13 protein-coding genes are annotated in these 16,798 nt (G+C 40.3%); all 13 read right to left on the bottom strand.

The genetic code is table 11. The features are described from left to right. Positions 1-204: 204 nt before the first annotated feature. The gene (locus tag C6Y07_RS00765; RefSeq protein ID WP_106156135.1) at positions 205-3,711 is read right to left on the bottom strand and encodes a S8 family peptidase; all 3,507 of its coding nucleotides are present in this window, start codon (positions 3,709-3,711) and stop codon (positions 205-207) included. A gap of 292 nt (positions 3,712-4,003) precedes the next feature. After that, positions 4,004-5,149: a cell division protein FtsZ gene (gene ftsZ, locus C6Y07_RS00760; RefSeq protein ID WP_024424252.1), complete on the bottom strand. Its 1,146-nt coding sequence runs from the start codon at positions 5,147-5,149 to the stop codon at positions 4,004-4,006. A gap of 33 nt (positions 5,150-5,182) precedes the next feature. Next, positions 5,183-6,505: a cell division protein FtsA gene (ftsA, locus tag C6Y07_RS00755; RefSeq protein ID WP_034662541.1), complete on the bottom strand. Its 1,323-nt coding sequence runs from the start codon at positions 6,503-6,505 to the stop codon at positions 5,183-5,185. A gap of 159 nt (positions 6,506-6,664) precedes the next feature. Further along, positions 6,665-7,033 carry a small basic family protein gene (locus C6Y07_RS00750; protein ID WP_003210988.1) on the bottom strand — a complete coding sequence of 123 codons (369 nt, stop codon included), beginning with the start codon at positions 7,031-7,033 and terminating at the stop codon, positions 6,665-6,667. After that, positions 7,033-7,758, bottom strand: coding sequence for a DUF881 domain-containing protein (locus tag C6Y07_RS00745; RefSeq protein WP_066030945.1), 726 nt, complete (start codon positions 7,756-7,758; stop codon positions 7,033-7,035). Before C6Y07_RS00745 ends, C6Y07_RS00750 begins: the two co-directional genes overlap by 1 nt. Before the next feature lie 20 nt (positions 7,759-7,778). Beyond that, a complete protein-coding gene (locus tag C6Y07_RS00740) occupies positions 7,779-8,468 on the bottom strand; it encodes a DUF881 domain-containing protein (protein WP_106036774.1) in 690 nt (229 codons plus the stop codon). Then, positions 8,465-9,244 carry a cell division protein FtsQ/DivIB gene (locus tag C6Y07_RS00735; RefSeq protein WP_060596191.1) on the bottom strand — a complete coding sequence of 260 codons (780 nt, stop codon included), beginning with the start codon at positions 9,242-9,244 and terminating at the stop codon, positions 8,465-8,467. The genes C6Y07_RS00740 and C6Y07_RS00735 overlap by 4 nt, the downstream gene beginning before the upstream one ends. A 127-nt stretch (positions 9,245-9,371) precedes the next feature. Next, the gene (gene murB / locus C6Y07_RS00730; protein WP_034662552.1) at positions 9,372-10,283 is read right to left on the bottom strand and encodes a UDP-N-acetylmuramate dehydrogenase; all 912 of its coding nucleotides are present in this window, start codon (positions 10,281-10,283) and stop codon (positions 9,372-9,374) included. 31 nt (positions 10,284-10,314) lie between these two features. Continuing rightward, positions 10,315-11,409, bottom strand: coding sequence for an undecaprenyldiphospho-muramoylpentapeptide beta-N-acetylglucosaminyltransferase (murG, locus tag C6Y07_RS00725; RefSeq protein WP_066030946.1), 1,095 nt, complete (start codon positions 11,407-11,409; stop codon positions 10,315-10,317). 197 nt (positions 11,410-11,606) lie between these two features. Continuing rightward, entirely contained in the window at positions 11,607-12,707 is a 1,101-nt protein-coding gene (spoVE, locus tag C6Y07_RS00720) for a stage V sporulation protein E (protein WP_003212197.1), read from the bottom strand. A gap of 59 nt (positions 12,708-12,766) precedes the next feature. Continuing rightward, entirely contained in the window at positions 12,767-14,113 is a 1,347-nt protein-coding gene (gene murD / locus C6Y07_RS00715; protein ID WP_374955731.1) for a UDP-N-acetylmuramoyl-L-alanine--D-glutamate ligase, read from the bottom strand. A gap of 9 nt (positions 14,114-14,122) precedes the next feature. Continuing rightward, a complete protein-coding gene (mraY, locus tag C6Y07_RS00710; protein WP_003211854.1) occupies positions 14,123-15,097 on the bottom strand; it encodes a phospho-N-acetylmuramoyl-pentapeptide-transferase in 975 nt (324 codons plus the stop codon). A 135-nt stretch (positions 15,098-15,232) separates the two neighbouring features. Next, the gene (locus tag C6Y07_RS00705) at positions 15,233-16,708 is read right to left on the bottom strand and encodes a UDP-N-acetylmuramoyl-L-alanyl-D-glutamate--2,6-diaminopimelate ligase (protein ID WP_106156484.1); all 1,476 of its coding nucleotides are present in this window, start codon (positions 16,706-16,708) and stop codon (positions 15,233-15,235) included. Positions 16,709-16,798 lie beyond the last annotated feature (90 nt).

The raw sequence follows: 16,798 nt of genomic DNA, 5'->3' as shown, positions 1-16,798 counted from the left end.
GCACTTGTTTGTACCAGTATAAAACAGTCAAGAGATGGAAGTCTGTCAATTCTTGTTGGGGATGATAGAGAACTTTTGGTGGATTGTTATTGTTTTTGTCGAGGAATGAGAGCGCGAAGCAAGAGAGTGTTCTTCTGGACAAGCTTTCAAACAATTGCTCGAAAAAAAAAGACACGCTCCTGGAAATCGTGTCTTTTGTTTAAGTTACTTTTCATTGATGTTTAATGTGCCTGAAGCCTTTTGTCTTGTGACATTTCCATAATCATCTCGCACAATTACTTCAATGACCGCACCTTTTGCTTTGGCGGTAGAAGTAGCTGTCCAGTAGCCTTCATATGTTCCGCTAGATACTTCGCGAAGCGGCAGCTCTGTTGTATTTTGAAGCTTTGATCTCGCGTTTGTCAGCGGCATGTGAATAACAAACGTTGCGTCTAGCTTTTCCCTGCTGTTAAATGAAATTTTAACAGACTCTCCTGATGATAGATGGACATTCTCTGCTGGAGTCAGCTTAGAAATTTCAGGTGCCTCGTATTGGACATCGATATTGACTTTTTTAGTCGTTTTGTTTCCTGCTGCATCTTTCGCTGTTACTTTTATTGTATTTTTCCCGTTCTCAAGCAGTATTCTTGCGGAATATTTTCCATCTTTTACGGTTGCCTTTTTTCCATTTACAGTGACTTGATCAAGATGATCATCTGTGACCTTTCCTTCTACAGTGAGTGATTCTTTATTAGACTTTCCCCCTTTTTTAGGTGTATCTATGGTGAGTGCTGGAGCTGTTTGATCAATGATGACCTTTACTGGTTTTGATCGTTTCGTTGCGCCTTTATCCGTAACAGTCGCAGCTGTGAATACATGCTCTCCACTTGAAACTGTGACCTTTTCTTTGAAAGCGCCTGACTGATCTGCTTTCACTTTGGCAATCTCTTCATCGTTTTGATAAATCGCTACATCAAGCCCAGGGGAGGCTTTGCCTTCAATCTCCAGTTCACCTTTGTTCGAAATGGTTCCCGCCTTCGGAGATATAATCTCTGGCACATCTGCTTCATAGTCAACAAGCGCCCGAATCATATAATTCCCTTCTTCTTTTGGAGAAGGAGAAAAAGCACCGCTTGTCAGCTGCCAGCTTCTTTCAGCATTTGGACCATCTTCGTCCGTTGCAAGTCCTGGAGACTCCGTATTCTTTTTCGTTTGAATATAGACAAGATAGAAATCTCCATCCACCGTAATGGCTTGATCTTCTAAATCTACTTTTGTCCATTCACCATTACGCAGCGCATTCGCTTTTAGAGGTCCTGCAATTTTCTCCCCTGGAGCTCCATTCTTCCCAGAAGCATCATACACCTCAACCGCAAATTCATTCCCGCCAGGAGCTGGCCACTCTGATGACCAGAAACGGAAAAGCCCCCCTGTGAGTTGCGCTTGTTTCTTCCCCTTTTCTAATGAAAACTTCACAGCCCAGCCATTGCCAGGATCATAGAAGGCTCGCGCATTTTCAGCTGTTCCGTCATCGTAGCCAATTTCACCAGCAAAGCCGATGAATGGCTCCAGCTGAATGGATTTTTCAACCGGCTTTTCTGTCACATCTGCTGTAAAAGAATAACCTTTAAACCCTTTCGCAAATACTTTGACGGTATAGACACCGCTCAATGCCTCTAGAGAAAATTCGCCAGCTTCATCTGTTTTCACCGGCTTAATTTTCGCATCCTCTACAAGATAAACCGTGGCATCCTTTACTTTTTCACCCGTTGCTTCATTGACAATTGTACCGGATATCGTTCGTTTCTTAAGTGGCTGTAAGGCGAAATTTGCCTCAGCCGTTTCATTTGAAGAAATATTGACTGTTTGTTTGCGTGATTCAAACCCGTAAGCTTCCGCTTTCACTGTGAATTCCCCTGCACTGTGAGTAAGCTGATATCTCCCTGTCGCTTCATCTGTGTACGTTGATTTTCCGCTTTCAAGAACACTAATTTCCGCTTTCATAGGAAGAGCTTTGAAGGACGGAGCATCAAGATTTTTTTCCTTTTTCAATTCTTTTGTTTTTGCAGGCTTCTTATGTGGATGTACAGCCTTTTCTTTTTGAGGCAGGGCTTGATCTGTTATTTTCATATCACCTGAATTAACATCTTCGTTTGTCACCTGTCCTTCAATCGTGCCAATTCCATCTGTTAATGCCGTAATCGCCTCTTTTGCATCAACTAAACCTGCCCCATAGCCATTGTTAGGGGATTCCGGGAATTGCTGATCAGTCAACGGCTTCGCTGTATCAATGAGAATTTGTTCAATCTCTTCAACAGAAAGATCTGACTGTACTTGGCGAAGAAGAGCCACAACAGCTGAAACATGCGGACCAGCCATCGACGTCCCATTCCAGCCATCTTCATACCCTTTCCCTGGAATGGATGAACGAATGTTTACCCCTGGGGCCGCAATATCTGGTTTCATGACGCCATATGGAGACGGACCTTGCAGCGAGAAAGACCCCAATTTGTTGTCTTGATCCGTTGCACCCGTTGCAAAGGCCTCCTGATAGTTCGCAGGATTTGCAATTGATCCCTCACCACCAGGGTTAAATAAATCGGTATTGCCAGCTGAAAACTCTGGGAAGATGTCCGCCGCTCTCCAAGCATTGACCACATCTTTATACCAATCATCAAGACCAGGCCCACCGCCCCAAGAATTATTGACGACATCTGGTGCCTTTTCTGGATGTGGGTTTCCGTCCTCATCTTTTGGTGCTAAAATCCACTCTCCTGCGTCAAGCAGATCAGCATCTGAACCACCATCTTCTGAGAAAGCTTTCACCGCAATCCATTTTGCGCCTGGTGCGACTCCGATTTGATTCTTTCCATCTGGCTCAGAGCCAACCATCGTTCCCGTCACATGTGTACCATGCTCTAAATCGTCGTATGGCGCTTCAGATCCTGTTGTAGCATCGTACCAATTGAATTCATGAGATGGATCATTCGGGTGTGCTGGATCAAATCCGCGGTATTTTTCCTTTAAAGCAGGATGATCCCATTCCACTCCTGTATCAATACTTGCCACAACAGTACCAGTACCGTCATAGCCTAAAGCCCACGCTTCTGGAGCATGAATCTGAGAAATGTTCCACTCGACTCCATCTACTGCTTTCATTTGTTTTTTCTGCTTAGACGTCTTCAAATCAACGGGGCGATGAATTTGACGGGTTTCATTCGGCAGCACTTGATCTACTTCTGGGAAGGAAGCCACCTTTTCCATGACTTCTTTCGTTCCCGTCACCGCTAGACCATTCACAATATAGTACGAATGAATCTCCTTCACTTGCTTTTTCTTTTGTTCCTTTTGTAAATACGTAAGCAGCGCTTGCTGCGTCTCCTCAGACGTTGCTCTTAATTCTGATACGACGGCTGATCTTTTTGTGTACTGCGTTTTAGCCGCTGTTAATTTCTGTTTTTTGGCTCTGGACACAGCTTCCTTCGCCACTTTTTGCGTATTTGTTTGCTCCTTCATTTTGATTAAAAAGGTCACCTTGTCATCCTGTTGAAACTGTTTCATTAATCTAGATGAGATCTTTGCTTTTGTTGTCTTAGAGGAAACAGCTTCCTCCTGATATGAGGTAGAAGTCGATTTTGCTTGAACCATCCCAAAGCTTGTCATCGTTAAAGTACCTATCACCAAAAGACTCATCAAACGATAGCCGGCGGTTTTGCGAAACTTCAATTTCAATCAAATCCCTCCTCCTCAAATGGCCAAACAGAGTATATGTCTCACTCCTTTCCTTCTTTTGTTCATGACAAGATTCATGGTGTTCTTTTTAATGTAGTCAAATAAAGGTCATCATCTTGTCGTTTTTTGTAAGAGGGATTAAAAATGATTCTTTTTTCTTAAGCACCTTAAGTCAAATTACATATGAAAGATGAAGTGGCTCTCACACATTTAAGACTTTTTGATTAGAGTCCCCTTATACGTTGAGACATGAAAAAACCCCTTCCAATGGAAGGGGTTAAGCTATACTCGATTAGCGTTTATTGCGGTTGCGTAAGAACGTTGGAATGTCCAGCGTATCATCACTTGATTGTGTATTTTGTCTCGGCTGAGATGATGGCTGCTGATGTTCCTCACGTTTTACTTCACGTTTTTGAGGAATGGATTGATTTTGCTTTAATCCTTGTCCTAGTGGATTTCTTTGTGGTTTTGTCACTTCTGGCTCTTGCTCAATAAATCCAGTTGCGATCACAGTCACCACAATTTCATCCTTCAAGTTATCATTGATGACAGACCCGAAAATCATGTTTACATCTTCGTCAGATGCAGAAGCCACAATATCCGCTGCTTCTTGCACTTCATAAAGACTTAGGTTTGTGCCACCCGTAATGTTCATGATGACGCCTTGAGCACCATCGATCGCTGTTTCTAGAAGTGGTGAAGAAATGGCTTTCTTCGCTGCTTCAGCAGCACGGTTTTCACCTGTTGCGACACCAATACCCATAAGAGCCGAACCTTTATTGGACATGATTGTTTTCACGTCAGCAAAGTCAAGGTTAATCAGACCTGGTGTTGCAATTAAATCGGAAATCCCTTGAACACCTTGTCTAAGCACGTTATCTGCCGCGCGGAATGCTTCCAGCATTGGCGTGTTTTTATCAACAATTTCAAGCAAGCGATCGTTTGGAATCACGATTAATGTGTCCACTGCTTCTTTCATAGAAGCAATTCCTTCAACTGCTTGAAGCTGACGCTTTCTTCCTTCAAATGTGAAAGGACGAGTCACGACTCCAACTGTCAATGCACCAGAATCTTTTGCGATTTTTGCAATGACAGGTGCAGCACCCGTACCAGTTCCACCGCCCATACCAGCTGTAACGAAGACCATGTCTGCACCTTTTAGTACTTCTTCAATCTGCTCTTTGCTTTCCTCAGCAGCCTTCTTACCGACCTCAGGATTCGCACCTGCTCCAAGCCCTCTTGTCAGCTTAGCACCGATTTGCATTTTAGTTTCTGCTTTTGATAGATTTAACGCCTGTGCATCTGTATTGACTGCAATAAAATCGACACCTTGTACGTCATTTTCGATCATTCGGTTGACAGCGTTATTCCCGCCGCCACCTACTCCGATTACTTTAATTGATGCTAGGCCGTCTATATTTGTTTCAAACTCCAACATGCTGAATCCTCCTAATCCGTCGAAAATCTAATTCTATTCCCAGAACATATTAAATAGTTTTTTCATTTTGCCCGGTTTTTTATTTGTCTCTTGTTGTGCTTTTTGTTTTACTTTCGGTCTTGGCTGCGCTTCTTTCACTTGTGGTGCAGAAGAAACCGGCTCCATGGATGCGCCTACTTCATGAAACGCCTCATCTGGCATTTGGAATCCAACCTGTCTGCCCTGAATCTTTGCATTGCGATAAGCAAAGTGGATCAGACCCACTCCTGTCATATATTGAGGCTCTCTCACCCCGATATAATTAGGACTTGCAATCCTGACATTGTTTTGCAAGACCGTTTGTGCAAGAGAAAGGATACCTGGTATGGCTGCCTGTCCACCTGTTAGAACGAATCCACCAGGCAAATCATGGACACCCATATTTCTTAATTCCTCTGCCACAAAGAGCAGGATTTCCTCCAGCCGCGCTTCAATAATGTTAGCCGCATCAAGTTGTGTATACGTTTGTTTTTGATCGGTACCGATCACAGAAACTTCAAATGTCTCCTCAGTCGATGCCTCATCATAAAACGCATGCCCAAATTGTTTTTTGATTCGTTCAGCTTCTTCAGTGGAAGTTCTAAGTCCTATAGACAAATCTTTTGTAATGTTCTCTCCGCCCAAAGGGATACTGTGAGTAGAATAGAGATGCCCGTTTTCAAATACGGAAATCGTTGTAGATCCGCCGCCAATATCGACAAGAGCTACCCCGAGATTTTTTTCATCTTTCGATAATGCTGCTGAGCCCGATGCGATTGGCTGCAAGCAAATATCCATAATTTCAATTCCAGCTCTTTCTACACATCGGAGCCAGTTATGTAGAATCGTTTTAGAACCTGTAATTAACGATCCTTCCACCTCTAGCCGAACACCAAGCATTTTTTTCGGATCTGTGATCTCATCTCTTCCGTCGACGATAAATTGTCTCGGAATCACGTCTACGACGAGATGTTCTTGAGGAATAGATACTACTTGTGCTGCATCTAAGACACGTCTCACATCTTCAGCATGTATTTCTTTGTTTTCACTAGATACTGCGACCACGCCGCTCGTATTCTGAATATGAATGTGGTTTCCGTTAATTCCGACAATCGCCTTTTGTAAAGGAAATCCTACCATTCTCTCAGCCTGTTCAAATGCTTGTCTAATAGAATGAACTGTCTCATCTATATCAACAATCGATCCTTTTTTTAACCCCTCTGAAGGGACATTTCCAACACCTATAATGTTAAGCGAATCATCCGCCATTTCTCCGACGATGACTTTTATATTGGATGTACCGATGTCAAGGCTGACGTAAATTTCATTGTTGTTCATTCTATGGCACCTCCTCACATATCAATACTTTCTATTCTATTATTTGCTGAACAACAATACAATGAATGTGTTTTTACAAGTGTGTAACAAAACTTAAAAAATCAACATTTTTTATTAGGATTACTGAAAATATTCGTTACATCATATGTATATCCTTTTTTATGACTCACTTTTTTTCTTTTTTTCTCTTGAAATTGTCCATTTTGTTAGTAGAATTCTTCTGATAACTGCTATATTTTGAAACAATCTAACGCCGAATGCAAACATTCCGACTAAGTACAAGTCTACACCAAGATGGACGCCCAGAAAAGCTAAACTTATTGCGAGTATAATATTAAAGAAGAAGCCTGATACAAACACTAGTTCATCGTATGCCCCTTGCAGATGTGCTCGGATTCCACCAATCAATGTATCAAGCGCAGCAAGTACAGCGAGGGAAAGATAGTTAGAATACTCATTCGGTATCGTAAAATTTGTTAAGAAACCGATCGCAACTCCTATGATTAAGCCAAGTACAGGAAGCCACATTAAGATTTTCCCTCCTTTACATCTTCAAGAGGCTTCAATTCGTTTACTTGAATTGCACCGTCATATGCTTTTAAATGGATTTTTTTCTTCGGCTGGCTCATACTCAAGCTGAAGTTTTCCTGAGCAAACAAATCACCAATATCTGATACATTTAAACGGCTGTATAATTTGTCGGCCTGCTCACTAATCATTTTAATGTTGACTTCATCACTATCTAAGCTGTAACCATCTATTTTTGTCGTGCCATTAATATCTCGAATCACACTTGTATTAATTACACGGCGATCATTGATGGAAATATGTTTTGCCCCAAACATATTGGCTTCATTAATTAACTTTTTCAGAAGATCAGGCGGGATATTTTTCACTTCTTCTCCGGTAAGGTCCTTTGAAAAAAGCTGAGAAATTTCAATTTCAATCCCCTCCCCTTCCACTTCTGTAAAACCAGCCTTTTCTTTTAAATCTTTTAACGTTTTTGTTAATTGTGCTTCTTTTGATTGATCTCCTTGATGACCATATTTTTTTAGCATCTCGTCGTATTTATCAATTTCTTTGAGCAAATCCAATTCCTTACTTTTAGATGCAGATAAATCCTCTCTCAGTTCCCAAACATCACGAGTATCACGAACTTTGGGCTTTTGTAAAGAATTAAACTGGATGGAGACCATGATGCCAAATATGATCATTAAAGCTGTTAAACTAAGTAAAGGCTTCTTTTTCCTCAACACCACTCACCTTTTCACTTTTAATCTTTGTTTCTTAAAAGAGGGTTCATACGAATATCCGTTTTCTCAATCGTCATTGAAATGTGATCACTTGTCAGCTGATCGACCACTCCTCCTGCAATATTTAAAGCAGGTATTAACACAGCTGGATCTCCAATACCAGAAATGACAAATGGTGCTGGATGCTGAACACCATCAACAGTGACAACTGGACCATTACAATGTATGTATGATTGGTGTGTGATTCTTTGCCCATTAATAGATACAGCAGAAGCCCCTGATATAAATAGTTCGTTTATCACATGAAAAATGTGGCTCTCATGCACAATGTAATTATTGACATTTTGTCCACTCGGGATATAAGATGCATCTTCAAGAGATACATTGACCCCTTTTCCTTTTACACCAATCTCTCCTGTAAACATTCTGTATTTCTCAACATCTTCCAGTACATTAAAATACTGCTCTTTTTCATTTTTCAAATTGGACTCTGTCGCTTGAACCTTTGATTGAAGACTATATAATTCTTTTTCGAGTTTCTGATTCGCCTTTTCTTGCTTTGTGAGCTGACTTTTCAGAGAGTATTCTTTTTTCCATTGCTCTGTTCGAATGACATCTGCCTGATGCTGCTTTGTATATTGGTATGAAAAAGAAATCAGAAAACCAAGAACAAGCATGACAATTGAGAATATAACTGTTTTGCCTCTCAACGCTCATCTTCCTTTTTCTTAGATTTAAACGCTTCAAAATACGTAGCGACTTCCATATGGATTGTGCCTTTTTCAGAAGACGAAAGTTCTTTTACAATGGCTGGATAGGTTTTCATTTTATCACCGAATGTTTTAATTGATGCAATCACAGTGTTTCCGTCATTCATATAAAATTTAACTAGCCACTGGTTTGAATTTGTCGGCACATAATATACTTCTGAGATGAGTTCCTGAATAGAGGCTGGCAGCTGATTTAAAGATCTAACGGTTTGCTTCAGCTTCTCCTTGTTGTCCCAATCGACAAAAATAGGTCCTGCATGACTCGGTGTAACTTCTTCTGGTAAAGCGGTCCCATTTTCAAGAAGCTCATAATATAGATTTCCCTTTTGAAGATACGCAATATTTGCATATTCTTTGACAGCAATACTGACCTTATTTGGGAAATGCTTTTTGATCCTAACGCTTTTAATCAGTTTATTTTGTTTAATATGATCTGCTGTTATATCTTTATTTAAATTCCAAAACTCTGTTTCGCCTTCTTTAATTTGTGAAAGTTTAACAAGCTGTTTTGTAGAGACATGCTCGTTACCTGTGATGGTTAAAGAAGAAATTTTGCTGATTGGTGTTTGCAAATAAATAATAATTAAAACCATGATAAAAAACAGTAGTATAAAAGAGATCAGTCTACGATTCGCTTTTTGCTTCCTTTGTTCTTTAATTTTAGGAATTCGCTCTTCTATATTGACGATCTTTTCATTTTCATGATCAGGCCGCATATATACTCTTCACCTCATTCAAAGCTGCTTGTCCACATCTTTGGGTCATCATTTTGATGAGAAAACAAACGGCATTCTTTCATGCCGTTTGTTTTCCTGTGATGCCATCATTCATAAAAACTAGCTGTTAATTTTCTTCACCGATAATTTCTACCTCTGTATGCATATCTACGTTGTAGTCTTCTTTAATTTTCTTTTGGATGTACTGAATTAGGTCCAGCACGTCTTGAGCAGTAGCTCCACCAGCGTTGACTATAAAGTTGCCGTGCATATCGGAAATTCTAGCTCCGCCGATTTGGTATCCTTTTAAATTCGCTTTTTCTACAAGCTGTCCTGCATATTCAGGCAGCGGATTTCGAAAAATACTGCCAGCACATGGCCGGTTATAAGGCTGGGTTTCTTTACGATAATCTTTATTTTGCTGCATTTTCTTTGTGATTTTTTCGCGATCATCCTGTTTGAGCTTAAACACGGCTTCGAGAACAATGCCAGGTCGTTCTTTTTGAAGGACTGATGTTCGATAGCTGAAATTCATCTGTTCATTTGTGAGCCACTCGATGCTTCCATCTTCAAATAAGATTCTAGCTTTCACAAGAATCTTACTGATATCAGATCCATGTGCACCTGCGTTCATATAAACAGCGCCTCCAATAGACCCTGGAATACCAGCTGCGAATTCCAACCCTGAAAGACCCTGCTTACTAAGAGATGTCGCGAGCCTTACGACAGAATAGCCGCCGCCAACTGTAATTTCTTCATCATTTACAGTTAGGTGATCCAGTCCAGCACCTAGCTTGAGAACAACTCCACGAATTCCCTTATCAAGTACAAGTAAATTCGATCCTCTTCCAATGACCGTCCAATTCGTATGGTGTTTTTTCACCTGATCCATGATCGTTTTAACTGCATCGATATCTTTTGGGATGATCAAAAGATCTGCTGGTCCGCCTATTTTCATTGTTGTATGATTAGCAAGCGGCTCATTTTCAAGTACTTTACCAACTTGCGCTTCTAATAATTCATTCTTCAAGTTCTCCATATTACCCTCCGCCTTACCTAATATCATTCCATCATGTAGTCGTAATATCTTTTAACACATTATATAAACGTGCAGCCGCATCTGGTACTCCGAGTTCTTTCGTTAAACGGCTCATTTGGTTGAGTTTTTCTTCATTACCGGCAATTTCATCAATTGCATGCAGCAGACGATCCCCTGAAAGCTCTGATTCTCTTAAAACAATCGCAGCATCATGTTTTTCAAGTGATCTTGCATTGATTTCCTGATGATTTGCCGTCACGTATGGGCTCGGAATAAAAATGGTTGGGATTCCAAGAGCCGTTACTTCAGCAATTGTTGTAGCTCCCGCTCTTGCAACAATCACATCGATCGATTTCAGGTACTCCGGCATTTGATGTAAGAAAGGTTTTGTGATCATATTAGGTGCTGCACCTTTTTCCTTTAGCTCATTCAACACTTTTTCATAATGAACCTCACCTGTGATATATAAAAGCTGGTAGTTTTTAGCCTTTAAATCATCTTGCATTTCGATCACTGCTCTATTGATAGGAGCAGCACCTCGGCTCCCGCCGAAAATAAGAACCGTTTTTTTCTGTTCATCGAGCCCAAATTCTTTAAGAGATTTCCCCTCTTTTATAGAGACGACTTCAGAGGCTCTAGGGTTTCCCGTAAATACAACCTTTTCAGAAGGAAAATGTGCCTTTGCTTCGTCAAAGCAGATGGCTACTTTATTAACATATCTCGCTAGGAACTTATTTGTAATACCAGGCAGGCTGTTTTGTTCGTGTATAATAGTCGGGATCTTCAGCTTAGAAGCCGCATAAACCACAGGCCCACACACATAACCGCCTGTTCCAATGACCGCATCAGGTTTGAATTCTTTTAAGTAAGATTTGCTTTTTTGAACGCCTTTCAAAAATCTCATCACCGTTTTGACGTTATCAAAGGAAAGCTTTCGTTTAAAACCTGAAATTTCTATCGCCTTGAAAGGGATATTTTCTCTTTCTACAATTTTCTTTTCAAGTCCATTTTCAGTACCGATATATAAAAATTCCACATCAGGATGCAGTCTTTTCACTTCTTTAATAAAGGCTAAGGCCGGATAAATATGTCCGCCTGTTCCGCCTCCACTGATTACTATACGCATTATACCATTTCCCCTCAATTTTTTTCTGCTCTGAACAAAGTATAAACCCTGTTTTAAACAACAGGGCTCCGTTAAAACCTGTAAAGAAGAGTCAAAAAACACGTTTTCGAAACAAAAACTGTCATTTTCACTCTTCAAATCATTTTTTTGTACTTTTGCAAAATAAACGTCAACATGGTTTCATGAGCTTCAGCACGTTAATATCTTGCGTACCTGCTTACATTCAAAAGTACGCCAATCGCCATCAGCATTAATGTCAGTGATGAGCCGCCATAACTAAGGAATGGGAGCGTGATACCTGTCACAGGAATAAGTCCAGTGACAACTGCGATGTTAATCATTACTTGAATGGCCACCATTGAAATAATACCAACTGCCAGGAAACTTCCATATAAATCTGGGGCTCCAAGTGCTATTCGTATGCCTCTCCATAATAGAACACTAAAGAGGAGTAAAATGAGTGATCCCCCTATAAAGCCAAGCTCTTCAGACAATATCGCAAAGATGAAGTCCGTTTGGGGCTCAGGTAAATAGAAGAATTTTTGTCTACTTTGACCAAGTCCCATTCCGAAAAGACCACCTGGACCAACAGCGTATAAGGATTGAATAATTTGAAACCCACTGCCTAGCGGATCTTCCCAAGGATTTAAGTACGATGTAATTCGTTTTATTCGGTAGGGTGCTGATAAGACAAGTGCAGCAAACCCGCTGAGTCCTATAAGACCGAGAAATATAAAGTGAGCAATTCTCGCACCTGAAACAAATATCATAATAATACAGGTTCCAACCATCACCGTTCCTGTTCCCAGATCCGGCTGAAGCATAATGATGGCAAATGCAGAAAATACAATGCCTAAAGCTGGGGCAAAACCTTTGCGAAAGGATGTGATATTTTTTTGTTTTTCAGATAAGAATTTTGCAAGAAACGCAATCATCGCAAGCTTCATAAATTCAGAGGGCTGAATACTAAACGCACCGACACCGATCCAGCTTCTTGATCCATTTCTCTCCATACCGATACCAGGAATGAGTACAAGCAGCAAAAGGAGAAAACAAACAGCAATCAATATCTTTGACCAAGTCCGCCACGTCCAATAATCGACTCGCATAATGAAAAACATTGCGATAACTCCGATTCCGGCAAACAAAAGCTGTCTTTTTGCAAAATAAAACGAATCATCAAATTTATACGATGCCCACACAGCACTAGCGCTGTACACCATAATTAAACCAATCGTCAATAAAAGTAACGTAATGACAACAAGCAAAAAATCCGGAGAAGTTTTCTTATTCGTCAAGAGACCGACACCCCAAGCATAATTTCATTTGGGCTGTCAGTCATATGAGAGACAAGCCCTTATTTAAGCATATGCACGGCGTTTACAAACATGTCTCCACGTTCTTCAAATGTTTTATGTTGATCCCAGCTTGCACAAGCCGGAGATAATAAAATCACGTCTTCTTCTTCAGATATGTTAAACGCCGCAGGTACTGCTTGTTCAACATTATCGACATGTTTTACGTGATGTATTCCAAGCTCTTCACCAAGCTTCACAAACTTAGGTGCAGTCTCACCAAATGTGATAATTCCTTTTACATTTTTCATGAAAGGTTTCAATTCATCAAATTCATTGCCGCGATCAAGTCCACCTGCTAATAAAATGGTCGGTTGTTCGAAGGCTGACAATGCTTTACTTGTTGCCAAAATATTGGTTGCTTTACTATCGTTATAAAATTTCCGACTTTGAATTGTATCTACAAACTGCAGACGATGCTTCACTCCACTAAATGTCGTGAGAACGTGTACGATTGCTTCATTTGAGCAGCCTGCATTTTTCACAACACAAATAGCTGCCAGAATGTTTTCTTGGTTATGCTCACCAGGAAGGACAACATCCTTTACATCAATGATATGTTCATTCATGTAATAAATTGCACCATGTTGAATAAACGCACCATGTTCTACTGGCTCTTTCACTGAGAAAAACACTTTTTTTGCTTTTGAACCTTCTGCCAGTTTTACGACCGATGGATCATCTAGGTTAATTACAGCGATATCATCTTCATGTTGATGTGCGAATACTTTCTGCTTTGCTTTTTCATACTCATCACGAGTGTGGTGATAGTCTAAATGTGCATCAAAAATATTTAATATTAAGCTGATTTTAGGTCTAAACTCAACTGTTCCCATTAACTGAAAAGAAGAGAGTTCCGTTACGATCCACTCATCGCCAGCTGCATTTGCAGCGACTTCGCTGGCAACTGTTCCAATATTACCCGCCACTAATGTTTTTTGGCTGTCTTTTTTCAGCATTTCATAAATCAAAGTCGTGGTAGTGGTTTTTCCATTCGATCCAGTAATCCCAATAAAAGAGGATGAGGTTAAATGATACGCTAATTCTATTTCCGTCCAAACTGGAATTTGGCGGCGAAGCGCTTCTTGAACCATCACATTTTCATATGGAATTCCTGGATTTTTAATTAAAATCGTAATTTCTTTATCTTCGAATATACGAAGAGGATGACTGCCACAAACGACATCAATCCCCTTTTCAGAAAGTAGCTGAGCAGGTTCGTTTTCTTCAAACGGTTTTTGATCATTTACCGTCACATTTACTCCATGTTCATGAAGAATTGAAGCTGCCGCATATCCGCTTTTTGCAAGACCTAATACTAGTACATGTTCGTTTTTTAACATTTGCATCTTATTCAATTATAACCACACCTCGATGTAAATTCCTAAAACAGCAAGTAATAAACCAGCTGTCCAGAAGGTGACAACTACTCTCCACTCTGACCAGCCAACTAACTCATAGTGGTGGTGAAGCGGACTCATCTTAAAGATTCTTTTGCCGGTTGTTTTAAAGGAGATCACTTGAAGAATAACGGATAGCGTCTCAACAACAAATACTCCACCAATAATGACAAGTAAAATTTCAAGCTTCGTTAAAATCGCAATTGCTACAATGGCTCCGCCTAATGCTAGAGAACCTGTATCACCCATAAATACTTTTGCAGGATGTGCGTTAAACACAAGGAAACCAAGGACGGCTCCTGCAACAGCTACTGAAAAGATCGCTACATCATACTGGGATTGATTCCAAGCCAGTATGGCAAAAGCTCCGAAAGCAATAGCAGCGGTTCCAGATAAGAGACCATCCAGTCCATCCGTTAAGTTCACGGCATTAGAACCTCCGACAAGCATGAAAACGACAAGGATAAAGTAAGCCCATCCTAAATCAAAGCTGACGTCTGTTCCTGGAATGCGAATCGTCGTTGCAAACTGATAATAATGGAAAACTGCATAAAAGATCACTGCGATCACAATTTGACCGATTAATTTCTGTTTCGATGTTAATCCAAGATTTCGTTTCATCGCTACTTTAATATAATCATCTAAAAATCCTAATAGGCCGTAACCAAGTGTGACAAATAACAGTAAAAACATTTCTGGACTAATCTCAGAGAATTTGTTGATCATCACAATCGTTGTAATGGTGATAGAAAAGATAATCATAATTCCGCCCATTGTCGGAGTACCAGATTTCTTTTGGTGAGACTGCGGGCCTTCTTCTCTAATACTTTGACCAAATTTAAGTCTTCTTAAAAACGGTATAAAAATCGGGGATAAAAGAACACTGATTAAAAATCCCATTATGATTGTAAACAATATCACCTGTTCAAGCATCGTTCTTTACTCCTTCCGAATTTCCAAAGCCGTTTTCCATCAGAAAATTGCATTCATTATTATGGTATTCATTCGCGTTCTTCGTATGTTGTTTTTGTACAAAATGCTTCATTTCATTACACTCTTTTCATCATTTTAAGATTTGTTTAGATCTAAAATAGCGTCAACTGCAACCTTTGCATCATCAAAGTCATAGACTTGATCGCCAATGATTTGATATGTCTCATGGCCTTTACCCGCTATTAAGACTGTATCGCCTTTTTTCGCATTGGCAATGGCAAAGAAGATGGCTTGTTTCCGATTCACAAAGCTATGATAATATGCGTCTGGCACCCCATTTTCCATATCTTTTAAAATGGCTGAAGGATCTTCGCTTCTTGGGTTGTCTGATGTAAATACAGGTTCATCTGCATATTTCACAGCGATTTGGGCCATTTGAGGACGCTTTGTTTTATCACGGTCGCCGCCGCAGCCAATCACACAGAAAATTTTGCCCTCTGTTAATTCTCTACACGTTGTGAGGACATTTTCTAAACTGTCAGTTGTATGCGCGTAATCGACAATGACAGGGAAATCTTGATCGCAGTTTACAAGTTCAAATCTGCCTTTGACTCCCTCCAACTCTTCAATCGCACTAACGATCGACTCAAACGTTAAGCCAGATACGATCCCGACTGATACAGCTGCCAGGATATTATACACATTGAACTTTCCGACGAGGGCAACCGTCACATTCTTGGTGCCAATTGGAGTGACCAAATCAAATTGAGTTCCCTTCGGCATGATTTGAATATTTTTTGCCATGACATCTGCTTTTTGCTCTAAGGCATACGTCATGACTTCAGCAGCTGTGACTTTTTCAAAATAACTCGAAGCCTCATCATCTGCATTTAAAATCGCATGCTTGGGTTTATTGTGATGAAAGGCGCTTCCGAGCTGAGAAAATAGCAAGCTTTTCGCGTGTTTATATTCTTCCATTGTGTTGTGGTAGTCAAGATGATCCTGTGTAAGGTTTGTGAAAACAGCAATATCATAATCACATCCATGCACCCTGCCAAGATGGAGTGCATGTGATGATACTTCCATAATGGCTGTATCTACATCTTGATCAAGCATCTGTTTAAACGTTTTCTGAAGTGTGACACTTTCAGGTGTGGTGTTTTTCACGTCGAGAATGTCATCATTTACCTTCATATACATCGTACCGATTAAGCCTGTTTTCTTCTCGGCTTTTCTCATCATTTGTTCGATCATGTGTGTTGTTGAGGTTTTTCCGTTTGTGCCTGTGATCCCGATGAGATTCAGCTTATGAGTTGGCTGTCCATAAAACGCATCAGCTATTCTTGCAAGTGCTCTTTGAGAGTGTTTCACAATAATGACTGGTACATCTGTTATGTTAAGAGGGTGTTCCGCTACAATTGCTACAGCCCCGCTTTTCACCGCTTTTTCAGCATAATCGTGTCCATCTACTGTATAGCCTTTTATACAGACAAAAAGGCTTCCCTTTTTCACCTCTCTTGAATCCATTTCAATGGAAGTGATATCAGGATTTTCGTTTATCAATTCGTTGTTTTCACTTTTAAAGTATGTAAGCAGTTCTTGTAATTTCATTTTCATATCAAACCTCTCAAATTCGTTCACGTGCATGTCTTGTGAAAAAAACACACAGTCTATATTTTATCGTAAAAAAAAGGATACATC

It is taken from the genome of Bacillus sp. LNXM12-1, from assembly GCF_003004375.1.
Classification (GTDB): domain Bacteria; phylum Bacillota; class Bacilli; order Bacillales; family Bacillaceae; genus Bacillus.
The sequence above is the reverse complement of the archived record's forward strand: the minus strand, read 5'-3'. Positions and strand labels throughout refer to the sequence as shown.